This is a genomic window from Pseudomonas syringae group sp. J309-1, from assembly GCF_032582135.1.
GTDB lineage: Bacteria > Pseudomonadota > Gammaproteobacteria > Pseudomonadales > Pseudomonadaceae > Aquipseudomonas > Aquipseudomonas quasicaspiana.
Window position 1 is genome coordinate 19,920 of sequence record NZ_JAWHNU010000050.1, and the last position, 23,135, is coordinate 43,054.

Consider the following 23,135-nt stretch of genomic DNA (forward strand, 5'->3'; position numbering starts at 1 on the left):
ATAAATAAACAGAACTCAGCTTCTGCCTACAAGGTCTGTAGGATTCTGCGACACCTTGGCGTTTGGTGTTACACAGTCCAGCACGTATGATCCTTGACATTTCCCTGCAGATTAGAAGCCTATGTCTCTGATAGTTCTACTGCTTCTGCCTTTCATCGGCAGCTGTCTGGCGGCATTTTTGCCGCACAACGCGCGTAACGCTGAATCCATTCTCGCCGGCCTTGTGGCCGTTACCGGCGCGATTCAGGTTGCCTTGTGGTACCCGCAAATCGTCGACGGCGGTGTGATCCGCGAAGAATATTTCTGGCTACCCAGTCTGGGGTTGAATTTCGTCCTGCGCATGGACGGCTTCGCCTGGATGTTCTCGATGCTGGTGCTGGGCATCGGCACGCTGGTTTCGTTATACGCCCGCTACTACATGTCTCCGGATGATCCGGTGCCGCGGTTTTTTGCGTTCTTCCTGGCGTTTATGGGCGCCATGCTGGGTCTGGTGATTTCCGGCAATCTGATTCAGATCGTGTTCTTCTGGGAGCTGACCAGTCTTTTCTCATTCCTGCTGATTGGCTACTGGCACCATCGGGCAGACGCTCGACGCGGTGCTTATATGGCATTGATGGTCACCGGTGCAGGCGGTCTCGCGCTGTTGGTAGGCGTCATGCTGCTCGGTCATGTCGTGGGCAGCTATGATCTGGACCGCGTGCTGGCCTCAGGCGAAGCGATCCGCGCCCACGCCTTGTACCCAGTCTTGCTGACCCTGATCCTGATAGGCGCATTAAGCAAAAGTGCGCAGTTCCCGTTCCACTTCTGGCTACCCCACGCGATGGCGGCCCCGACGCCGGTGTCGGCGTATCTGCACTCGGCGACCATGGTCAAGGCAGGCGTGTTTCTACTGGCCCGTTTCTGGCCTGCCCTTTCCGGCAGCGAGCAATGGTTCTGGATCGTCAGCGGTGCAGGTGCCTGCACCCTGATCATCGGTGCCTACGCAGCGATTTTCCAGAATGACCTCAAGGGCCTGCTGGCCTATTCGACCATTAGCCACCTGGGGTTGATTACCCTGCTGCTGGGCTTGAACAGCCCGCTGGCAGCGGTCGCGGCAGTCTTCCACATTCTCAACCACGCGACCTTCAAAGCCTCGCTGTTCATGGCCGCAGGGATTATCGACCACGAAAGCGGCACGCGGGACATCCGCAAACTGAGTGGACTTGTCACCCTGATTCCCTATACCGCGACGCTGGCCATGGTCGCCAGCGCGTCGATGGCGGGCGTACCCCTGTTGAACGGTTTCCTGTCCAAGGAAATGTTTTTCGCTGAAACAGTATTCGTCAGCTCCTCGGCCTGGGTAGAGATGGCTTTGCCGGTGATCGCCACCATCGCCGGGGCGTTCAGTGTTGCTTATTCATTGCGCTTCACCGTCGATGTCTTCTTCGGTCCGAAAGCGACCAATCTGCCCCACACACCTCATGAGCCTCCGCGCTGGATGCGTGCGCCAGTGGAGTTTCTGGTGATCGCCTGTGTGATCGTCGGGATCTTCCCTTCGCAATCCGTGGCACCGCTGCTGGCTGCCGCGGCGCAACCTGTCGTAGGCGGCACGCTGCCTGAGTACAGCCTGGCCATCTGGCACGGCTGGAACGCCCCCATGATCATGAGCCTGATTGCCATGGCTGGCGGCGTGCTGCTCTATCTATTGCTGCGCAACTCGTTCAAACAGAACCGCTTCACTGGCCCGCCGCTGGTGCAGCGCATGAACGGCAAGCGCTTCTTCGAGCGTTCGCTGGTGATCATGACCCGCTGGGCACGGCGTTTCGAAAGTCTCATCAGTACCCGTCGCCTGCAACCTCAGTTATTTCTGGTGGTGTTGGCAGCACTGATTGGCGGTTTTATCCCGATGTATTTCAGTGGCCTGACGTGGGGCGACCGGCCGAAGATTCCGGGTTCGGGCGTCTTCGTCACGTTGTGGCTGATCGCAATCGCCTGTGCACTGGGCGCGGCCTGGCAAGGCAAGTACCACCGCCTGGCGGCCGTCGTGATGGTCAGTGTTTGCGGGCTGATGACCTGCGTGACATTCGTCTGGTTCTCCGCACCCGATCTGGCCCTTACACAACTGGTGGTGGAAGTAGTCACCTCAGTCTTGATCCTGCTGGGGCTGCGTTGGCTGCCACGACGTAACGAGAACGTGGCGCCTTCGCTCAGCAGCCGGGTCCGTGCACGAAATCGTCGGGTTCGCGACTTCATTCTGTCGGCACTGGTCGGCGGTGGCATGGCGCTGCTGTCCTACGCGATGCTGACGCGTGCGACGCCCAACACCATTTCCTCGTTCTATCTCAGCCGCGCCATTCCCGAAGGCGGTGGCAGCAATGTGGTGAACGTGATGCTGGTGGATTTCCGGGGTTTCGACACCTTCGGCGAAATCACCGTGCTGGCGGCTGTGGCCTTGACTGTGTTTGCCCTGCTGCGCCGCTTCCGTCCGCCCAAGGAAAGTATTCCGTTACCCGCCCAGCAGCGTTTGCTGGCTCCGGATGTGGTAACTGACCTGGTCAATCCGCGCAGCGCCAGTGATACCGCGCTGGGCTTCATGATGGTTCCGGCAGTACTGGTGCGCCTGCTGCTGCCGATTGCTGTGGTGATTTCGATGTACCTGTTCATGCGTGGGCACAACCAGCCGGGGGGCGGTTTTGTCGCCGGTCTGGTGATGTCCGTGGCCTTTATTCTGCAATACATGGTCGCGGGTACGCAGTGGGTGGAGGCTCAGATGAGCCTGCGGCCACTGCGCTGGATGGGCACCGGCTTGTTGTTTGCGATTGGCACCGGTCTGGGCTCGATGTTCCTGGGTTATCCGTTCATGACCACCCACACCGCGCATCTGGACCTGCCGTTGCTGGGCGATATCCATGTCGCGAGCGCGTTGTTTTTTGATGTAGGGGTCTACGCGGTTGTCGTGGGATCGACACTGCTGATTCTCACGGCACTGGCGCACCAGTCGGTGCGTAGCCACCGACCTACTTCGCTGCCCAAACCGGTGCCGAACCCAATCGCCGACATTGTCGCCGCACAACAAGGAGCCTCCTGATGGAAGAAGTTATCGCGATTGCCATCGGCGTACTGGCGGCCTCGGGCGTCTGGTTGATCCTGCGTCCGCGGACCTTCCAGGTGGTCATGGGCCTTTGCCTGCTGTCCTACGGCGTCAACCTGTTCATCTTCAGCATGGGCAGCCTGTTCATCGGCCGGGAGCCGATCATCAAGGACGGCGTTCCTCAGGACCTGCTGAATTACACCGACCCGCTGCCCCAGGCACTGGTGCTGACCGCCATCGTAATCAGCTTTGCCATGACCGCGCTGTTTCTGGTGCTGCTGCTGGCGTCCAGAGGGTTGACCGGCACCGACCACGTTGACGGCCGGGAGCCCAAAGAATGACGTTGATGAATCAACTGATCGTGGCACCGATTCTGCTGCCGTTGTTGACGGCTGCGATCATGCTCTGGCTCGGTGAGAAACACCGCCCGCTCAAAGCGCGGATCAATCTGCTTTCGAGCATCCTCGGCCTGGCCATTTCTGTCACCTTGTTCATGTGGGTGCAGAAAACCGGCACTACGGGCTCGATCGGCGTTTACTTGCCCGGCAACTGGGAAGTGCCGTTTGGCATTGTGCTGGTGGTGGATCACCTGTCGGCAATGATGCTGGTGCTGACTGGCATCGTCGGTGTGTGCGCCCTGCTCTTCGCCCTGGCTCGCTGGGACCGCGCCGGTTCCAGCTTCCACGCCTTGTTCCAGATTCAACTGATGGGCCTGTATGGGGCATTCCTCACCGCCGATCTGTTCAACCTGTTCGTGTTTTTTGAAGTCATGCTCGCGGCCTCCTACGGCCTGATGCTGCACGGCTCGGGCCGTGCCCGCGTCTCCGCAGGCTTGCATTACATTGCGATCAACCTGCTGGCGTCCTCGCTGTTCCTGATTGGCGCCGCCCTAATCTATGGCGTGACCGGCACACTGAACATGGCTGACCTGGCCATCAAGATTCCGCAGGTACCGGAGGCCGATCTGGGCCTGCTGCACGCCGGCGCCGCGATTCTTGCGGTGGCATTCCTGACCAAGGCTGGCATGTGGCCGCTGAACTTCTGGCTGGTGCCCGCCTACTCCGCCGCCAGTGCGCCCGTGGCAGCTATTTTCGCGATCATGACCAAGGTCGGCATTTACACCTTGCTGCGGCTCTGGACCTTGCTGTTTTCAGTGCAGGCTGGTCCTTCTGCGTTCTTTGGCGGCGACTGGCTGATCTATGGCGGTATGGCAACAATTCTTACCGCAGCAGTGGCAATCATCGCGGCACAACGCCTGGAGCGTATGGCAGCGCTGAGCATTCTCGTCTCGGCCGGCATTCTCTTGTCCGCCATCGGTTTCGCCCAGCCAAGCCTCACAGCAGGCGCGCTGTTTTACATGGTCAGCTCGACCCTGGCACTCAGCGCCATGTTTCTTATCGCTGAACTCATCGAACGCTCGCGCTCAGCCAATGAGTTGCCACTGGAAGACGATGCCGACCAGTTACCGCGGACCGTGGAATCATTGAATCCACCGCCAGGCACCAACCTTGATGACCAGCAGAAAGCCGTGGTCGGTCAGGTAATCCCGATGACCGTGGCATTTATTGGCTTGAGCTTCATTGCCTGCGCCTTGCTGATCATCGGCATGCCGCCGCTTTCCGGATTTATCGGCAAATTGACGTTGCTCAGCGCGCTGCTTAACCCGCTTGGACTGGATGTGGCCCAGGACGAAACGATTTCGAGCCAGGGCTGGTTGCTGGTGGGTTTGCTGATTTTCTCCGGCCTTGCTTCGCTGATGGCCTTCTCCAGGATCGGCATCCAGCGCTTCTGGACCCCACAGGAACGCCCTTCGCCGCTGCTGCGGCACTATGAGTGCGTGCCCATCGTGATCCTGCTGGGCTTGTGTATCACCCTGACATTCCAGGCCGAACCACTGCTGCGTTATACCCGCGACACGGCCGCCGCGCTGCACGAACCCAAACAGTACATTCAGTCGGTAATGGCCACCCGGCCGTTGCCCGGGCCGGTCAGTGACACTGCAGTCTCGGCGGTGCAACCATGAAGCGTTATTTCCCTGCTCCGTGGTTCTCCCTTGCACTGGCGGTGCTGTGGCTGGTACTGAATCTCTCGATCAGTCCCGGCAATCTGATTCTGGCAGCCGTGCTGGGTTTCCTCGCCCCTCTGCTGATGTCTCCACTTCGCCCGTTGCCTGTGAGCATCAAACGACCGGGCGTGATCTTCAAACTGTTCTTTCTTGTGGGTCGCGATGTCATTGGCTCGAATCTGGAGGTGGGCTGGAGAGTCTGGAATGTAAAACGACGCCCACCGCGCTCGGCCTTTGTAAAAGTCCCGCTGGACCTGCACAACGCCAATGGTCTGGCAGCCCTGGCCATTATCACCACGGTGGTTCCAGGGACCGTCTGGTCAGAACTTGCGCTGGACCGCAGCGTACTGCTCATGCATGTTTTCGATCTGGAAGATGAGTCGCAGTTTATCGAGCATTTCAAAACTACCTATGAGCGCCCGCTGATGGAGATTTTCCAATGAGTGCCTTGCTCGGCAATGCCATTCTGGCCAGCTTGTTCATCTTCGCTCTGGCCATGGTCTTCACCCTGATTCGCCTTTTCAAGGGCCCCTCGGCTCAGGATCGGGTACTGGCTCTGGATTACCTCTACATCATCGCCATGCTGATGATGCTGGTACTGGGCATTCGTTATGCCAGTGATACCTATTTCGAGGCGGCTTTGTTGATTGCACTGTTTGGCTTTGTCGGCTCTTTTGCCCTGGCCAAATTCCTGCTGCGTGGAGAAGTGATCGAATGAACTCGACAGTGGTGCTGCCCTTCTGGGTCGAAATCCTCACCGCCATACTGCTGATCGCCAGCAGTCTGTTCGCCCTGACCGGCGCACTGGGCTTGCTGAGCCTGAAGGACTTTTTTCAACGCATGCATCCGCCTGCGCTGGCCTCGACACTGGGTGCCTGGTGTGTTGCGCTCGCCTCGATTGTGTACTTCTCGGCGCTCAAGTCAGAACCGGTGATCCACGCGTGGCTGATTCCGGTGCTGCTTGCTATCACCGTCCCGGTGACCACTCTGCTGCTCGCCCGCACCGGGCTGTTTCGTAAGCGCATGGCGGGCGACGATGTGCCACCGGAAGTCAGCAGTGGTGGTCAGCAAGGTGACTCCAGCGGCAGTTGAGTCGCTGCCTGCCGGGTTTACTCGCTGGCCTTGAAGGTCAGCTCGCCCTTGCGCCACTTTGCGGCTTTGGTGGTCGCAGTCTTCAGGGTCTTGGTCAATCCGCCCTGCAATTGCTCGTGGGCTGCAAAGACCATCATGATGCTCTGACCTTCCTTGAACACGATACCGTGCCCTTCAGGAATATCGACATAGGCATATTCGCCAAGGCCATAGACGGTCAGTTTGATTTCACGAAACTTGATTTCGAATTTTCCGCCTTCTCGGCTGGGCAATACGGCTGCGCGAAAATGATCGCCGACCTTCAGCTCAAGCCGCGGCTTGTCGTCGACAACCAGCGCTGTTTCAGTATCGATTTCAGCGATGTAAATGCCTTCAGCAGACTGCTCGCAGACATAAACAAAACGGGACTGGAACTGTTTTACCAACTTCGCCCGCAGATCACCAAGCACGAACAGCGCGTGTGTCTCCAGATTACTTACTGCCAAAGTTAAAACCCCCAACTTGAAAATGATCCCGTCCGGAGACAACCGGACGGTCAGAAAAAGCTATCGCTACCTTGTTGTAGCGCATCAGACGGGCAGTTCCCTTGCGTGCTCTTGCAGCAATTGCAGCCACATGGCACCGCCAACCCAGGCCAGGGGTGCTTGTGCAGAGAACGTCGACGATACCGAAAGCGCGATGAGCGCTGGCATTCGGTGGATTCTACCGGTTGGAGATGCCTGCCGCCTATATCCGTTTTGTGCATATCGACAGATGTAGTCCATTCAGACAACAAGAAGAGCATTATGCCTCGCCCTTCAGGGCACATTCCTACTCCAATCTTCATGCGAGACGACAGAGCATTTCTAATTGCTGCGACTAAAGGCGGCCAGCGACGGTCAACAACTGCCATACTCGCCTGCATCAAGAATGCTGTCCTGCGCACGCAAGCTCAGGTCGAAAGCAACTCGTCATCCAGGGGAAGATAAGCAGTGACTGAATTTGATATCGGCGAGTTTTTTATCTGGGGTGAATCCAGAGAAGTAGAGGGTGAGTTTCAGGCCGTCATCGTCATGCGCGCCAAGCAATCTGTAAATACCATTTCCTGTCATCAGGTAGAAAAAGACCGCTGGTTCAAAACCGCAGACCTGGCGGCCAAAGCGGCCCAGGAGTCAGCCAGGGAACTGAAAGATGCCGTTGATGCCGGCGCATTGAACACCTGACGCTATTTGCGTCGAACTCTTGGGTCATGGATACGCTCAGATGCTTTACGCAGCTTCAAGCGTGCAACCGAAAGATCGGGTCAAGCCCGCCGAGGAGATGATATGGATTTGGAAACACCGACCCTGGCCACCTTGTTTGAACAACTGGGCCTGAATTCAGACCAGGAGAGCATCGATGCGTTTGTTGATAAGCATGGTCCGCTGCATGGTGACGCCAAGGTATCCGAGGCAGAGTTCTGGACGCAGCCGCAACGCGACTGCCTCAAGGAGAAATTGTTGCTGGATGACGATTGGGCCCCAGTAGTTGACGAGTTGAACGCGCTGCTCCACGAAGCCAAGTAAACTCTCGCAAAAAATGGCCCCGGTTAACCGGGGCCATTGCTTTTGCAGCTATAAGATCTCCAGTGAAACTAACCTCGCCCCTCCTGATTCGGCCAACGAACACGCCCCCCACTTTGCGGCGCATGCACAAACAGAGCGTCGTTGAATTTGTGACGGCTGTCGATCAATGCATCCCAGTGCGCAGATCGATGGATGTAACGATGACGCAGCATTTGTTCCTCTTCTGCATCAAGTGAGTAAGCCGCCCCTCGTGCATAGGCAATCAGCTTGCGGGCGACACCTTGCAGTTCAGGCAGGATCAGGAAATCCTGTGAGCCAGGAATGGGGTTGAAAGGAACGCCTTCATCACACGCAAGCGCATGCATGACACGCAGATGGACTCTGGACAGGTGTCCGAACACCTGACGCTGCAAGCAAACAGCAGCCATCACCGCCTTGCCGACGCCCCTGTTGTAAGGTCCTTTGGTCGGGCGTTCCTTGCAGGCTATAGACAGTGAAGCTTCAGCGTCTTTTGGATCAATCAACGCAGCCTGATCCATGCCCTTCATTTCTGCAAACGCCTGCTGCCAGGCCTGGGTTGATTCGTTGGGAGTCGCACCCTCTACAAAACTCCAGATCGGTCGGGTCAACAGTACCTTCTCGATCATCTGCGGATGGTAGCCACCGCCGATATCCGAATGCACTCCCGGCAGCACAATTTCCATTGGCCAATGTGGCAGGACACTGTTGAGCGCAAAGTTGCGGCGCTCCTCGTCGCGGGCGACCAGATGCAAAACCTGCTCGGCGCACCCGGGGGGCAAGTAGAGATTAACTTTGTCATTGTGGGCGTCTCCAAGATTCCCCATATCCCGGATACCGCCAACTGCTGCAACGGTATCAAACAGGCCGATCACTTTCATTCTGACGCTGCCGTTCTGCCAGGAAAAGCCAGGACTCAGTGGTACTCGACGCCGATTGAGCATGGGCTCCAGCTCGCCTTTATCTTCCTTGAGCACCTCATTGGCAAAATGCCTGGCAGCAGCAGCCCCCCGACTGAAACCAAATACGTCCAGTTCCAGAGTGCTGATAAAACAGCCAGGGTTGAGCTGGGAAAATGTCGTCAGGAGAGCCCCAAGCTTCTCGACCGCCCGTGAGACTTTGGAAATAACGCCGGTTCTACCGCGGCCAAAGCTTTGTCCAGGCCAGACTGAATCACGCCCCCCCGATAAAGTGCCAATCCCGCTCACATAAATGGGCCAATACACTTTAAGACCGTCACCCAGGTTACTGGCGACGGGTCGATTGCAGTAGAGATCCGCCAATCTGGCAATGTTACTTAGATCATTACTGTAACTGCTGTTTGGGTCACTGTGCCTCCCACCACATTCAGCAATATGTTTATTTGCGCTGATCTCGGCCATGGCCCGGCAATCAGCTCCGATCTGGCTGTTGCTGCGATTATTCCCTGTACCATCGAAGAACACGCCAACGCGTACGGTCACCCCCAGTGTTGCAGTTCCCGAAGCGCCCTGTGCAATCAATACATTCCTTGTATTTTTCATCACATATCCGCCTATTGCGCAGCAGGTCATCAAGCTGCGTTAAATCAATTAAAAAACCTTGATATAAGCATCTTGCGCAGCAATAAACTTTCGTCAACGTGGGCACAACACTTTCAGAAACCTCCTACAGCCCTGAAAGATTAAAACAACAAAGTCTTACAATAATAGGCAACCCAAACATGAGACGTGCTTTACAAAAGCCTGATTTCTCAATCGCCTGCCTGGACAGTTCGCGAATCAGAGATAGTTACGTTTGTGGCCTATAGCCCATCCGCAGACCACCCCAATGACGCCCTTTGACCATAATAGGTACGGACAAATCATGCATGAGCTCACCCGTGTCACGGGTATAGGTTTGCAGCAGTACCGCCTGCTGGTGACTGCCGCAGCGAATACCGGTGCGATCATCGAATTTGCGCTTGCTGCGACTTTTCACCGTATCGACAGCGACATCGCCTGTCAGCGGTTGACTGAAGGCTTTGTTATGGGTGGGCACATAACCCTCAGGGGTGCAGGCAATTACAAAAACCAGACCGTCATGACGTGACAGAACAGGCTCCTGAATCGCAGGCAAGACCTCATCGGTGTAACGATCAAAGCGGGTCTGGAATTTGGCGGGCCGGGTATTGGCGACCGGCTGATAGCTACGGTCGAACAAGTCATTCATCGTGATCCGGTTTGCGTCGACATCCGCTTCGAATTTTGCCGCAATCTGACTGGCCCCCTCCCGGGCCAGGTCGTAGACACGCTGGTGATAGTCGTCCAGCCCAACCTCCGCCAGGCGTTCACTGATCGTTTCAGCCTGACCTTCCATCTGTACCGCAGCATCAGCCAGTTTGCGCGTCTGCTCGTCGCTGATCGCCAGATCGCTGCGCATCTGCTGTACCGCAACAAACAAGCTGGACAGTTGCTCCTGATTGGTCTCGGCACCCTGCGCAATTTCGCCTATTTGCGATTCAACCCCGGCCGCCAGCCGGGCGATGTTCTCAAGGTGCTGGCCGGTAAGCTCGACCTGACCGACCCCACTGTCCAGATCGGACGACAACTGACGGATCTGTTCAACCACCTGCACAGTACGGTTCTGAATATCGGCGACCATCTGCCCGACTTCCTCGGTTGCGCTGGCGGTACGTCCTGCCAGCCCGCGGACCTCGTCGGCGACTACGGCGAAGCCGCGGCCATGCTCACCCGCCCTCGCCGCCTCGATGGCCGCGTTAAGGGCCAGCAGATTGGTTTGACTGGCGATGGATTGAATCACCAGCGTCACGCGCTGGATTTCTTCACTTCGCTGGCTTAGCTCTTCAATGAACTGGCGACTGCTGACCGCACGCTTGCTGAGTGAGTGCATACGGGTGATTGACTCGCCCAGCACGCCTCTGCCTGCCTCGCTGCTCTGCCGCATCTCCACGGAAGCGTCGAGCGCCAACTGACTGAGTTGAGCAGCCTGTTGCTCGGTCGCGATCATTACATCGGCGCTGGAGACAATCTTTTCCGCAGCACTGAGCTGCGATTTCAGCCGGCTGGCCAGTTGCTTCACGGAAAACGCCACGCCTGCAGCCGATAACGCGTTATGGCTGGTAGAACGCGACAAGTCACGGGTCAGACGATTGATATCGGCGCGTCCGTCCTGCACATTCACAGGCTGGGGTCCGTTTGAAACAAAGCGCGGTAGCCAGATAAACAAAAGCGCCAATGGCACCGCAAGATAAGTCGACACCTCGACAAGCCCCATGGCGATGAAGAGACATCCCAGCGCGAGACTTTGTAATGCAGGTATCAACCAAGCGCGCAGCGTATTGCCGGATACCTTCCCGGGCTGATGCTCAGGCGTTGAATTGACCACAGTTCCGTTTGCGACCATTTGCGCGACTCCGTCATGCTTATCTTTATTGTGTCTGCATTAGACGCCAGATAAAGGCTTTTCGCCATGACTCAATATTGCTTTCGGGTCTGAACGGATGGGCGATCAACAGGCCATAAAGTGTGGTTGCTGAAAACAGGCTGATTACGCGTTGGCAATCGGGAAGGCGAGGGATAACACAGAAGAGGATGAAACCGGGACGTAGCGGTATGAGTTGCTTTACGTCGCAGAACAAACAGGCGGCGGGGCCATAAGGCCCCACCGCCCTGCATGATCAGGCTTGACGCTGATGCTTGTCGATCTGCTCGTGACGCTCTTGCGCCTCGATGCAGTACTTGGTGGTCGGGCTGATCAACAGACGCTTGAGACCAATCGGCTCACCGCTGTCGTCACACCAGCCAAAGCTGTCATCGGCAATGCGTGACAACGCCATTTCCAACTGGGGAAGCATGCGCTGATCGCGATCGATCACATTGACCAGCCAGTGACGCTCTTCTTCAACTGAAGCAGCGTCGGCAGGATCGGCAGGCGTATCCAGGCTCTCGATAGCAATGCGGCTCTGCTCGATGCGCTCGTGGATTTCAACCTTCATACCCTGCAACAGCTCGACGAAGAAAGCATGCTGTTCGGCATTCATGTAGTCATCGGCCGGCATGGCCAGCAACTTTTCCTTTGTCATTGATTTCTCTATAAAAAAAACGTGCATTAAGGCGAATTAAGGAGCGGCTCTGCGATGCCGTAAAAGCGCCATAGTCTCCAAGCGCCACCTGGCACTCAATTTACGAGGGGCGGCAGTCTAAGGCCGCCTTGGGCAGTCGGCAACTCATTTGCTAAACAAGCGCCAATTAGCCGACAAATAAACGCCAGCCATCACCGCACTCCATTAAATCCGGCAAAGCAAAAAGGGCCCGGATTGGCCCTTTAGCAGCGATTCGACAGCGTCCTGGTCAGCTCGTGCGAACGAAGTTGCCCTGAATGATGCCCACTTCCTTGATGATTTCCCGAATATAAGCGCCAATGGCCATCAAGGTAAAGCCATTCGCCATTAGGTAGGGGGATGCCTGAGGCCTATAAGCCTACGACTCGCCCTTCCAGCGCACTCAACCGCGCGGCATCGAGCACTTTTGCCGACGCGACCGCGTCGTGTGGATTGACCGGATTAACCCCCTCACCTGCAAGAGCAGCCTGAAGTTGCTGGTAAAACTCCGGCCAACAGCCTCGCTCCGTAGGGACACGCTCACGGTGTTCACCTTGTAAAAACCAGCCCCAACGCTGCTGATCTTCAACGCCCCAGCGCTTGCCTTCCGACTCTGGCGTCAGCCCCGCCAACGCGGCCTCTTCCTGACAGTCCAGGCCCTCGACGGTGTAACAGCCGCCGGACCCGCTGACCCGGAATCGCGGCCCTGGAGCGTTTTGCAGACAACTGCCCCACAAATGCGAGACCACGCCATTTGCATGGGTCAGGGAGACGAAAAACTGATGATCGAAAGGTTGATCGGGGGCTGAGAACTCCAGCTCTGCGTAAACCCTCGCCACCGGTCCGAACAGCAACAGCGCTTGATCCACCAGATGGCTGCCCAGATCACGCAACATGCCTCCACCCGCCGCCTTACCTACCGATTTAGGCGAATAGCGTTCGACCCGGGATTCAAAGCGTGTGATCTCACCCAGCCTCCCCTCGTCGATCAGTTTACGCACGGTCAGAAAGTCTGAGTCCCAGCGACGGTTCTGGTAAACGCTGAGCATCACTCCTTTGCGCTCGGCCAGTTCCACCAGCGCCTGAGCCTGCGCCGCATCGGCAGCAAAGGGCTTGTCGCTGACCACAGCAACGCCTGACTCAATAGCCTCCCGGATCAAGTCTGGCCTGGAAGCCATGGGCGTAGAGATCGCTACAGCATCAACACCTGCAGCGACCAGATCGGCCAGGCTGTCAAAAGCCTGGGCGCCAGGATGATCCTGGGCGAGCTCAGCCCGCCGCTCTGCCGATCGAGTGACAACGCCGACAAAAGTCGCCTCTCGCAGACTGGCGATCAATGGCGCGTGAAAATAGCGCCCGCCTTTGCCGTAGCCGACCAAGCCAATACGCATGAGATTCTCCTTTTAATCCAGTAAAAGCACCTTAAACGAATGCGTCAGTGGGTCAACCTGATTGAAGGCAGCAGTACAGCTGTGGGCGCGGCGAGAGTTTTTGCAGATTCGAAATGTTGAAATCGCACCTCCTGGATTGAATGGGAGCACCTGTCAAAAAATGCAAATCCTGGATTGAACCCAGCCCTGCAGGTGCCGCCCCGGTGTCACTGACACCGCGCTGTCGCGCAGCAAACATTGGATCTGTAGGCGCACGAGGGGCGTTTTCCTGTGGCAATACACCTTCGAAAGCGAACAAAAAAAAGGCCGCTCAATGAGCGGCCTTCTTTACTAGCGCAAAAATCAAACCATCAGAAGCGTTCGATCTTGGCCTTGCTTTCCAGCTGTGCACGGTAAGCAGCGAAATCCTGCTGACCGGCACGCGACGCCAGGAAGCGACGGTACTGGGATTTCTCTGCATCCGTTGCCGGTGCAGCCTCGTTGACGCCATTGAGGCGTACAATCACGAAACTGCCATCGGCCAGCGAAAGGCTGGTGAATTCCGGTTTGTCCTTGCCTTCAGGCTTGGGCATACGGAACAACGCTTGCAGTACGGCAGGATCTACACCTTCCTGACCGCGAGTAACCGCTTCCATCACTTTCCAACTGTGACCATCCTGCTTGGCAGCGAGCGGCGTCTTGCCGTCACGCAGACCAGCCAACAGCGCTTCGCCTTTGGCCTTGACGGCTTCAGCAGCGTGGTCTTTGACCAGCTTGGTACGAATCGCAGCGGCTACAGCTTCCAGAGGCAGCTGTTCCGGCATGCGGTGTTCCTTGGAGCGGACCACCAGAATGGTTTCAGGATCCAGCTCCAGCGCGGTGCTGTTGGAGCCCTCCTCCAGCACTTCCGGACTGAAAGCTGCCTGAATGACCGCACGGTTAGCCGTCAGGCCCTCACCACCTTCACGACCGAACGGCGCAGTCGTCTGCACTTTCAGACCCAGATCCTGAGCCGGCTGAGCCAGATCGGATGCTTCGAACGCGGAGTCTTCGAGTTGCTTGGCAGCCTCGACGAAACGCTGTTCGACCTGCTGCGACTTCAGATCATTGGTCAGTTTCTCTTTCAAACTGGCAAAGCTCGGCACTGAAGGTGCTTCAACGCCCAACAGCTTGATCAAGTGCCAACCGAAATCACTGCGCACCGGTGCCGACACTTGATCCTTGTTCAGCGCATACAGCGCCTCTTCAAAGGCCGGATCGTAGACACCCTTGCCTGCGTAACCCAGATCGCCACCCTTGGATGCCGAACCCGGATCCTGAGAGAACTCTTTGGCCAGCGCAGCAAAATCTTCACCCTTGGCCAGGCGCTGTTGAATTTCTTCAATCTTCGCCTTGGCCTGCTCGTCAGTCATCTTGTCGTTCACATCGATGAGGATGTGCGCGCCACGACGCTGCTCAGCGAGATTGGCAATTTCTTTCTGATAAGCCGCCTGCAAGTCTTCGTCCTTGACCTTCACCTTGTCGAAGAAGTCAGACTTCTTCAGCTCGACGTAATCAAGCACCACTTGCTCGGGGCTCATGAACTCTTTGGCGTGCTCGTCGTAGTGAGCCTTGACTTCGTCGTCGGTCACTTTGACAGCGGAGGCATCGGCAGTCAGCGTCAGCGAAGCAAAATCACGCGTCTGTTTTTCCAGACGGGCAAATGCATCTACCTGAGCATCCGTGACAAATGCGCTACCGGCAACACCGGCACGGACCTGACCGATCAGCATTTCCTGAGCCAGCATCTGGCGGAACTGCATCCGGGTGAAGCCCAACTGACGGATTACCTGATCGAAACGGTCAGCGTTGAATTTGCCGTCTACCTGAAACTCAGGCGTCTGCAAAATCTGCTGATCCAGCGCAGCTTCCGAGAAGGAGAACTTCGCGTTGTCGGCGCCTTGAAGCAACAGCTTGCGATCAACCAGACCTTTCAGGGCCGAGTCGTGAAGCATTTTTTCATCGAGCAGAGCAGGATCGAAATCCTTGCCCAACTGTTGCACCAGCTGACGCCGTTGCATATCGATCGCCTGGCTCAGCTCGGTCTTGGTGATCTCGTCACCGTTGACCTTGGCAGCATCCTGAGCGGTACTGGTTGCGGTAAAAATCGCATCGAATCCGGTCAACGCCATCAATGCGATGATGATTCCGATAATGGTCTTGGCAATCCAGCCTTGTGAATTGTCCCTGATGTTCTGCAGCATGCGTCCCCCAAAACGGTTGTACTGACTAACCAACCGCGGAGCGTGGGTAGAAAGCGGATAGAAGAAAGGCGCATCCGAGGATGCGCCTTCTCGTAACTGGCGAAGCGGACGGGGCTGAAACCCACGACCCGGGTGTGTCAGGCCGGATTCAGACCAGCCGCACTACCGCTTCGCTGCCGATACAGAGTGAATCCTGATCGGTTGGGCAAAGGCTTTGAGAACTTAGTTGACAGCTTCTTTCAGTGCTTTACCGGCTTTGAAACCTGGCTTTTTGGCAGCAGCGATTTCCAGCGTCTTACCCGTTTGAGGGTTGCGACCGATACGTGCTGGACGATCAGTAACGGAGAAGGTACCGAAACCAACCAGTACAACGGAGTCGCCAGCCTTGAGAGCGCCAGTGACGGATTCGATTACTGCGTCCAGCGCACGGCCAGCAGCAGCTTTCGGGATATCAGCGGATGCGGCGATAGCATCAATCAGTTCCGACTTGTTCACTCTAAGTCCCCTTATCTCTATTTTGAGTATGTTTCTAAGTTTTTTTGGTGTAGCAAAAACGAGCGCTGAATGGCCTACAGGCGCTTAGAAGAGCCGCTTTATAACAAGGGCTCCAAAAAGCTGTCAAGAAAGGCCGTCCAGACTAATGCGTGCTAATTCTTTCCTTAGAGTCAGACTCGCGCTTTTCATCCTTCGCAACCATCTCGGGAGCGACATCCGGCAAGGGCTCCGGCGCGTATTGCAGCGCAATTTGCAGGACTTCGTCAATCCATTTAACCGGCTTGATCTGCAAGTCCTGCTTGATGTTGTCCGGAATCTCTTTCAGATCGCGCACGTTTTCCTCTGGAATGATCACCGTTTTGATACCACCACGGTGTGCAGCCAGCAGTTTTTCCTTGAGGCCACCGATCGCCAGAACCTGTCCGCGAAGGGTGATTTCACCGGTCATTGCCACGTCAGCACGGACCGGAATCTGTGTCAGCGCTGAAACAAGGGCCGTGCACATGCCTACGCCTGCGCTAGGACCATCTTTAGGGGTGGCCCCTTCCGGCATGTGGATGTGAGTGTCACGCTTCTCATGGAAGTCCAGAGGGATTCCCAGGCTCTTGGCGCGGCTGCGCACGACTGTCAGCGCAGCGGTGATCGACTCAACCATCACATCACCCAGCGAACCGGTTTTGATGAGTTGCCCTTTACCTGGGACTACAGCGGCTTCGATGGTCAGCAATTCGCCACCCACCTGCGTCCACGCAAGACCAGTCACCTGCCCGATCTGATCCTGCTGTTCAGCCAGACCGTAACGGAATTTACGAACACCGAGGAAGTGCTCAAGCATGTCGGCCGTCACACGAACTGCGAAGCGTTTTTCCTGAGCATGCTCTTTGACCGCCTTGCGGCACACCTTCGCAATCTGACGCTCGAGGCTACGCACGCCCGCTTCACGGGTGTAATAACGCACGATGTCGCGGATCGCTTCTTCGTCGAACTCCACTTCGCCTTTCTTCAAGCCGTTGGCCTGCAGCTGTTTTGGCGAGAGGTATTTGACGGCGATATTGATCTTTTCGTCTTCGGTGTAGCCTGGCAAACGGATGACTTCCATCCGGTCGAGCAACGCCGCCGGGATGTTCATCGAGTTCGCGGTGCACAGGAACATCACGTCGGAAAGGTCGTAATCGACTTCCAGATAATGGTCGTTGAAGTTGTGGTTCTGCTCCGGGTCCAGCACTTCCAACAGTGCAGAAGCCGGATCGCCACGCATGTCGCTGCCCATCTTATCGATTTCATCGAGCAGGAACAGCGGGTTGCGCACCCCAACCTTTGTCATCTTTTGAATCAATCTTCCTGGCATCGAACCGATATATGTCCGGCGATGACCACGAATTTCAGCTTCATCACGCACGCCACCCAAGGCCATGCGGACAAATTTGCGGTTAGTTGCGCTGGCAATGGACTCGGCAAGGGAGGTTTTACCCACACCTGGCGGCCCTACCAGGCAAAGAACAGGACCGCGAATTTTCTTCACGCGTTTTTGCACGGCGAGGTATTCGAGGATGCGCTCCTTGACCTCTTCCAGACCGTAATGGTCGGCATCAAGGATGTCTTCAGCGCGAGCCAGGTCCAGACGAACCTTGCTCTGCGCCTTCCACGGCACCTGAACCAGCCAGTCGATGTAGGAACGAACCACCGTTGCTTCTGCAGACATCGGCGACATCTGCTTCAGCTTGTTCAGCTCGGCAGTGGCCTTGGTCAGAGCGTCTTTGGGCAGACCGGCAGCATCGATGCGCTTTTTCAGCTCTTCGATTTCGTTGTGGCCTTCCTCGCTGTCGCCGAGCTCCTTCTGAATGGCCTTCATCTGCTCATTCAGGTAGTACTCGCGCTGACTGCGCTCCATCTGCTTTTTGACGCGGCCACGAATACGTTTCTCAACCTGCAACAGGTCGATTTCCGCATCCAGCAACGCGAGCACGTGCTCGACCCGGGCTGGCAGATCAATGATTTCGAGGATTTCCTGCTTCTGCTCGATTTTCAGCGCCATGTGCGCCGCCATGGTGTCGACCAGACGACCAGGCTCATCAATGCTGTTGAGTGAAGACAGGACTTCAGCAGGGACTTTCTTGCCCAACTGGACATACTGTTCGAACTGCGCCAGAAGGCTACGCACGAACACTTCAGATTCACGATCAGGCGCATCGACCTCATCGATCAGGGTAACTTCGGCCCGGCAGTGGCCATCAACTTCGATAAAGCGATCAACGGATCCGCGCTGCTCGCCCTCGACCAGCACTTTGACCGTGCCGTCAGGCAGCTTGAGCAGTTGCAATACGGTTGCAATGGTGCCGACGTTATAAAGAGCGTCTTCACCAGGATCATCGTCAGCAGGATTTCTTTGTGCGAGCAGCAGTATCTGCTTGTCGCCTGTCATCGCCGCCTCCAGGGCTTCGATAGACTTCTCGCGCCCCACGAACAGCGGGATAACCATGTGCGGATACACCACAACATCGCGCAATGGCAAGAGAGGCAATTCGATGGTCGTTTTCATGATTTCGCCTCTACGGCGGCCATGTGGCCGTGGACTGGAATGAGCTTGAGTCCAAGATGGGGGTAGACACCTGAAAAAACAAGCCTTTAAGCAGGAAATGCAAAAAGGGGCCCGAAGGCCCCTCTCTATTTGTGCAGCATTTTATTCATGCAGCAGTATCACTCACGCGTCGGGCGCAACCTTGGCAGGTGGCTCGCTGTTTTCGTAGATCAACAGCGGCTTGGACGTGCCTTCAATTACGCTTTCGTCGATCACCACTTTGCTCACATCAGTCTGCGATGGAATCTCGTACATGGTGTCGAGCAGAACGCCTTCGAGGATGGAGCGCAGGCCACGTGCGCCTGTCTTGCGCTCAAGCGCACGACGAGCGACGGACTTCAGAGCGTCGGTACGGAACTCGAGGTCCACACCTTCCATCTCGAACAGCTTGGCGTACTGTTTGGTCAGCGCATTTTTCGGCTCGGTCAGAATCTGCATCAGCGCAGCTTCGTCCAGCTCGTCCAGCGTTGCCAGAACCGGCAGACGACCCACGAATTCCGGAATCAAACCGAACTTGACCAGATCGTCAGGTTCGACTTCACGCAGGGATTCGCCAACCTTCTTGCCTTCTTCCTTGCTGCGTACTTCTGCGTTGAAACCGATACCGCCTTTGGTGGAGCGGTTTTGAATAACCTTTTCCAGACCAGAGAACGCACCACCACAGATGAACAAGATGTTACGGGTATCAACCTGAAGGAATTCCTGCTGCGGATGCTTGCGACCACCTTGAGGCGGAACGGAAGCGACCGTGCCTTCGATCAGCTTGAGAAGGGCCTGCTGCACGCCTTCACCGGAAACGTCTCGGGTGATCGACGGGTTATCAGACTTGCGCGAGATCTTGTCGATCTCGTCGATGTAGACAATACCCATCTGGGCCTTTTCTACATCGTAGTCGCACTTCTGCAACAGCTTCTGAATGATGTTCTCCACATCCTCACCTACATAACCCGCCTCGGTGAGGGTGGTTGCGTCGGCGATGGTGAATGGAACGTTCAGCAAGCGGGCCAGTGTTTCGGCAAGCAGGGTCTTACCCGAGCCTGTCGGGCCGATCAGCAGAATGTTGCTTTTGCCGAGCTCGACGTCGTCATTCTTTTTGTCACGCTGATTCAGGCGCTTGTAGTGGTTGTACACCGCTACGGCCAGAACCTTTTTCGCACGCTCTTGACCGATCACATACTGATCAAGGATGCCGCTGATTTCTTTAGGCGAAGGCAATTTATGCGCGCTGCTCTCGGCCTGGGCTTCCTGCACCTCCTCGCGGATGATGTCATTGCACAGGTCGACGCACTCGTCGCAGATAAAGACCGAGGGGCCGGCAATCAACTTACGTACTTCATGCTGGCTTTTGCCACAGAAGGAGCAATAGAGCAGCTTGCCGTTGTCCTCGCCGTTGCGGGTGTCAGTCATTCGTTCGATCCAAATCCGATAGGCTTGCAACACAAGATGAAGGCTATTGCGGGCTTTTTCAAGCCCGCAAGTGATCAGAACAGCCGACCAGCCTTATTTGAGGTGCTTAATTAAGCGGGACGCTGACTGATGACTTCGTCGATCAAGCCGTACTCACGAGCAGCCTCTGCACTCATGAAGTTATCGCGGTTGGTGTCACGCTCGATCTCTTCCAGAGTGTGCCCGCTGTGCTTGGCCATCAGCGTGTTGAGACGCTCACGAATGAAAAGGATTTCCTTGGCGTGGATTTCGATATCCGAAGCCTGGCCCTGGAAACCGCCCAATGGCTGGTGAATCATCACGCGGGAGTTCGGCAGGCAGAAACGCTTGCCCGGAGCACCTGCGGTCAACAGGAATGCGCCCATGCTGCACGCCTGACCGATACAGGTAGTCGATACGTTCGGCTTGATGAACTGCATGGTGTCGTAGATCGACATGCCAGCCGTCACCGAACCGCCCGGTGAGTTGATGTAAAGATGGATATCCTTGTCCGGGTTTTCCGCTTCAAGGAACAGCAGTTGCGCGCAGATCAGGTTGGCCATGTAGTCTTCTACCGGGCCTACCAGAAAGATCACTCGCTCCTTGAGAAGGCGCGAATAGATGTCATAGGCGCGTTCGCCACGGGCGGACTGCTCGATAACCATCGGGACCAGGCCGCCGGCGGCCTGGATGTCAGAGTGCTGCTGAATATAAGAATTGCGGGACATGTCTCGCATTCACTCCCAAATAGTCATTTCTTGAATACGCACAAGCCAGCGCGAAGGCTGGCTTGTAGGTGTTTTCTAACGAAAAAACAGATCAGTCAGCTTGTGGTGCTTCCACCGGCTTGACTGCTTCTTCGTAGGAGACCGACTTCTCGGTCACGCTAGCTTTCTGCAAAACAGTATCCACAACTTGCTCTTCAAGCACAACCGAACGTACTTCGTTCATTTGCTGCTCGTTCTTGTAGTACCAGGCCACGACCTGCTCAGGCTCCTGGTAAGCAGAAGCCATTTCCTGAATCATCTCGCGAACGCGGGTGTCATCAGGCTTGAGGTCGAACTGCTTGACCACTTCAGCAACGATCAGACCCAGCTCAACGCGACGCTTGGCTTGCTCTTCGAACAGCTCGGCCGGCAGTTGATCAGGCTTGATGTTGCCACCGAACTGCTGAACAGCCTGAACGCGCAGACGGTTCACTTCGTTTTCCAGCAAGGCTTTTGGCACTTCGATCGGGTTGGCGGCCAGCAAGCCGTCCATTACCTGATTCTTGACCTTGGACTTGATGGCCTGACGCAGCTCGCGCTCCATGTTCTTGCGAACTTCGGTGCGGAAGCCGTCGATACCGGTTTCCTTGATACCGAACTGCTTGAAGAACTCTTCGTTCAACTCAGGCAGCTTAGGCTCGGAAACAGTGTTGACAGTAACGGTGAACTCGGCAGCTTTACCTGCCAGTTCAAGGTTCTGATAGTCTTCCGGGAAGGTAAGGTTCAGAACACGCTCTTCGCCAGCCTTGGCGCCAACCAGGCCGTCTTCGAAGCCAGGAATCATGCGGCCGGAACCCAGTACCAACTGGGTGCCAGTGGCGGAGCCGCCAGCGAATACTTCGCCGTCAACCTTGCCAACAAAATCGATGTTCAGCTGGTCTTCGTTCTGGGCAGCACGATCAGCCACTTCGAAACGAACGTTCTGCTTGCGCAGGATTTCCAGCATGTTGTCCAGATCGGCATCAGCCACGTCTGCAGACAGACGCTCAACGGCGATGGAATCGAAACCGGCAACGGTGAATTCAGGGAACACTTCGAAAGTAGCGATGTATTCCAGGTCTTTGCCTTTTTCAAAGGTCTTTGGCTCTACAGCAGGTGCGCCAGCCGGGTTCAGCTTTTGCTCAACCACAGCTTCGTAGAAAGTAGCCTGGATCAAATCACCCAGCGCTTCCTGACGCGCGCCGTCTTCATAACGCTGACGGATCACGCTCATAGGCACTTTGCCTGGACGGAAGCCAGGGATCTTGGCTTTACGTGCGGTCTGCTGCAGACGCTTGTTGACTTCAGTCTCGATGCGTTCGGCAGGCACGCCAATGGTCATGCGGCGCTCAAGAGCGGAAGTATTTTCAACAGAAACTTGCATGGATATTCCTCGTTGCACAGACGTTAGCCGGCGTTTCCGACCCCAGAATCAAGGGCATGCATTCTAGTGGGTCAAACTCAAGAAGTCACCCTACTGAAAAAGGGCGCATATAAAGGAAGGAATCAGACGATCTGCGACAGGTAACCGCAGCCACTCTCGACCGACCGAAACGCGTCTGGCACGGCCTTGCACAAGGCGTCACGCACCCGGCCTCAGCGTCGATTCCATTCCGCGAAGCACACCCCGCACGACCGACGGCAGCCAGGCTGGCAGATCAGCGAGACGAAAAACAATAATCCTGAAACAAAAAAAGCCGCACTAGGCGGCTTTTTTTCAAACGTCACGACCGCATAGCAGCTGTGACGCGTTTAATCCTGGTGCGGACGGAGAGACTCGAACTCTCACACCTTGCGGCGCTGGAACCTAAATCCAGTGTGTCTACCAATTCCACCACATCCGCGTACAAGCTTTTAAAGCAAAGGCGCCAGATTATAAGTCTGGCGCCTTTCTAAATATGGGGTGGACGAAGGGGATCGAACCCTCGACAACGGGAGTCACAATCCCGTGCTCTACCAACTGAGCTACGCCCACCATATTGCATGTAACCGTGACATCTTACTTGCACTTGCCAAAGCTGCCTTGATGGCGCACCCGGCAGGACTCGAACCTGCGACCATCCGCTTAGAAGGCGGATGCTCTATCCAGCTGAGCTACGGGCACTTATATAATCTGTACTCTTTAACGATTACAAATTAAAAGGCTTTTTAATCACACTGAGCTAAGTAACCGCTCCGCCTGATTCAACACCGAACCTCATCTAAACATCGACTTGGTTATGAGTGCCAGCTTAACCAGTGCTGGGTTGTACCCGGCAAGTGCGACGAATCTTATAGACGACCCTAAAGGTCGTCAACTCTTTTTTAGAAAAAAATTCAGCTAGATAAAGGAGTTAGGAGAATATGCAGACCAAGCGCCTTTGCCCACGCGCGATGACATGCGAGAATGCGCGCTCTTTTCCGATCCC

At 56.0% G+C, this 23,135-nt stretch carries 19 protein-coding genes, 3 tRNA genes and 1 pseudogene; 8 read left to right on the plus strand and 15 right to left on the minus strand.

The features are described from left to right. Positions 1 to 121: 121 nt before the first annotated feature. Genes RX972_RS22325 through RX972_RS22350 form a run of 6 tightly spaced genes read left to right on the plus strand, consistent with a single transcriptional unit; the run spans position 122 to position 6,227 of the window. Positions 122 to 3,067 carry a monovalent cation/H+ antiporter subunit A gene (locus tag RX972_RS22325; RefSeq protein WP_027899369.1) on the plus strand — a complete coding sequence of 982 codons (2,946 nt, stop codon included), beginning with the start codon at positions 122 to 124 and terminating at the stop codon, positions 3,065 to 3,067. Continuing rightward, positions 3,067 to 3,411 (plus strand): Na+/H+ antiporter subunit C, encoded by a 345-nt coding sequence (locus tag RX972_RS22330; protein WP_027899368.1) that lies wholly within the window; start codon positions 3,067 to 3,069, stop codon positions 3,409 to 3,411. Before RX972_RS22325 ends, RX972_RS22330 begins: the two co-directional genes overlap by 1 nt. Continuing rightward, positions 3,408 to 5,093, plus strand: a complete 1,686-nt coding sequence (locus RX972_RS22335; RefSeq protein ID WP_027899367.1) for a monovalent cation/H+ antiporter subunit D — start codon at positions 3,408 to 3,410, stop codon at positions 5,091 to 5,093. The genes RX972_RS22330 and RX972_RS22335 overlap by 4 nt, the downstream gene beginning before the upstream one ends. Further along, complete coding sequence (locus tag RX972_RS22340) at positions 5,090 to 5,578, plus strand: Na+/H+ antiporter subunit E (protein WP_316878547.1); 489 nt, start codon at positions 5,090 to 5,092, stop codon at positions 5,576 to 5,578. Before RX972_RS22335 ends, RX972_RS22340 begins: the two co-directional genes overlap by 4 nt. Next, positions 5,575 to 5,853: a K+/H+ antiporter subunit F gene (locus RX972_RS22345; RefSeq protein ID WP_027899365.1), complete on the plus strand. Its 279-nt coding sequence runs from the start codon at positions 5,575 to 5,577 to the stop codon at positions 5,851 to 5,853. The genes RX972_RS22340 and RX972_RS22345 overlap by 4 nt, the downstream gene beginning before the upstream one ends. After that, on the plus strand, positions 5,850 to 6,227 hold the full coding sequence (locus RX972_RS22350) for a Na+/H+ antiporter subunit G (RefSeq protein WP_027899364.1): 378 nt from the start codon (positions 5,850 to 5,852) through the stop codon (positions 6,225 to 6,227). Before RX972_RS22345 ends, RX972_RS22350 begins: the two co-directional genes overlap by 4 nt. Positions 6,228 to 6,244: 17 nt before the next feature. Here the strand turns inward: RX972_RS22350 and RX972_RS22355 are convergent, their stop codons facing one another. Together RX972_RS22355 and RX972_RS22360 are read right to left on the minus strand one after the other, a co-directional pair. After that, complete coding sequence (locus RX972_RS22355) at positions 6,245 to 6,712, minus strand: hypothetical protein (RefSeq protein ID WP_027899363.1); 468 nt, start codon at positions 6,710 to 6,712, stop codon at positions 6,245 to 6,247. Between the two features lie 84 nt (positions 6,713 to 6,796). Beyond that, positions 6,797 to 6,919 (minus strand): hypothetical protein, encoded by a 123-nt coding sequence (locus RX972_RS22360; RefSeq protein WP_255879230.1) that lies wholly within the window; start codon positions 6,917 to 6,919, stop codon positions 6,797 to 6,799. Positions 6,920 to 7,198: 279 nt separating this feature from the next. Here RX972_RS22360 and RX972_RS22365 point away from each other — a divergent pair, with 279 nt between their 5' ends. Beyond that, positions 7,199 to 7,429, plus strand: coding sequence for a hypothetical protein (locus tag RX972_RS22365; RefSeq protein WP_027899362.1), 231 nt, complete (start codon positions 7,199 to 7,201; stop codon positions 7,427 to 7,429). Between the two features lie 102 nt (positions 7,430 to 7,531). Continuing rightward, positions 7,532 to 7,771 (plus strand): DUF2789 family protein, encoded by a 240-nt coding sequence (locus RX972_RS22370; RefSeq protein ID WP_316878549.1) that lies wholly within the window; start codon positions 7,532 to 7,534, stop codon positions 7,769 to 7,771. Positions 7,772 to 7,839: 68 nt separating this feature from the next. Here the strand turns inward: RX972_RS22370 and RX972_RS22375 are convergent, their stop codons facing one another. From RX972_RS22375 to RX972_RS22435, 13 genes and pseudogenes are all read right to left on the minus strand, one after another. Further along, positions 7,840 to 9,312, minus strand: coding sequence for a DUF2235 domain-containing protein (locus tag RX972_RS22375; RefSeq protein ID WP_316878550.1), 1,473 nt, complete (start codon positions 9,310 to 9,312; stop codon positions 7,840 to 7,842). Positions 9,313 to 9,559: 247 nt separating this feature from the next. After that, positions 9,560 to 10,579: pseudogene (locus RX972_RS29600) on the minus strand (methyl-accepting chemotaxis protein); the annotation flags it as partial. Positions 10,580 to 11,447: 868 nt separating this feature from the next. Next, a complete protein-coding gene (locus tag RX972_RS22385; protein WP_027897818.1) occupies positions 11,448 to 11,852 on the minus strand; it encodes a TraR/DksA family transcriptional regulator in 405 nt (134 codons plus the stop codon). A 389-nt stretch (positions 11,853 to 12,241) separates the two neighbouring features. Further along, positions 12,242 to 13,261 carry a Gfo/Idh/MocA family oxidoreductase gene (locus tag RX972_RS22390; RefSeq protein ID WP_316878558.1) on the minus strand — a complete coding sequence of 340 codons (1,020 nt, stop codon included), beginning with the start codon at positions 13,259 to 13,261 and terminating at the stop codon, positions 12,242 to 12,244. Positions 13,262 to 13,611: 350 nt separating this feature from the next. Continuing rightward, positions 13,612 to 15,483, minus strand: coding sequence for a SurA N-terminal domain-containing protein (locus tag RX972_RS22395; RefSeq protein ID WP_027897816.1), 1,872 nt, complete (start codon positions 15,481 to 15,483; stop codon positions 13,612 to 13,614). Between the two features lie 222 nt (positions 15,484 to 15,705). Next, positions 15,706 to 15,978 carry an HU family DNA-binding protein gene (locus tag RX972_RS22400; RefSeq protein ID WP_002552737.1) on the minus strand — a complete coding sequence of 91 codons (273 nt, stop codon included), beginning with the start codon at positions 15,976 to 15,978 and terminating at the stop codon, positions 15,706 to 15,708. 142 nt (positions 15,979 to 16,120) lie between these two features. After that, the gene (lon, locus tag RX972_RS22405) at positions 16,121 to 18,517 is read right to left on the minus strand and encodes an endopeptidase La (RefSeq protein WP_027897815.1); all 2,397 of its coding nucleotides are present in this window, start codon (positions 18,515 to 18,517) and stop codon (positions 16,121 to 16,123) included. A gap of 162 nt (positions 18,518 to 18,679) precedes the next feature. Next, positions 18,680 to 19,963 (minus strand): ATP-dependent Clp protease ATP-binding subunit ClpX, encoded by a 1,284-nt coding sequence (clpX, locus tag RX972_RS22410; protein ID WP_027897814.1) that lies wholly within the window; start codon positions 19,961 to 19,963, stop codon positions 18,680 to 18,682. A gap of 110 nt (positions 19,964 to 20,073) precedes the next feature. After that, positions 20,074 to 20,709, minus strand: a complete 636-nt coding sequence (gene clpP / locus RX972_RS22415; RefSeq protein WP_027897813.1) for an ATP-dependent Clp endopeptidase proteolytic subunit ClpP — start codon at positions 20,707 to 20,709, stop codon at positions 20,074 to 20,076. Between the two features lie 91 nt (positions 20,710 to 20,800). Next, entirely contained in the window at positions 20,801 to 22,111 is a 1,311-nt protein-coding gene (tig, locus tag RX972_RS22420; RefSeq protein ID WP_027897812.1) for a trigger factor, read from the minus strand. A 375-nt stretch (positions 22,112 to 22,486) separates the two neighbouring features. Beyond that, positions 22,487 to 22,571, minus strand: a tRNA-Leu gene (locus RX972_RS22425). A 55-nt stretch (positions 22,572 to 22,626) separates the two neighbouring features. Further along, positions 22,627 to 22,702, minus strand: a tRNA-His gene (locus RX972_RS22430). A 52-nt stretch (positions 22,703 to 22,754) separates the two neighbouring features. Then, positions 22,755 to 22,831 (minus strand) — tRNA-Arg (locus RX972_RS22435). Positions 22,832 to 23,135 lie beyond the last annotated feature (304 nt).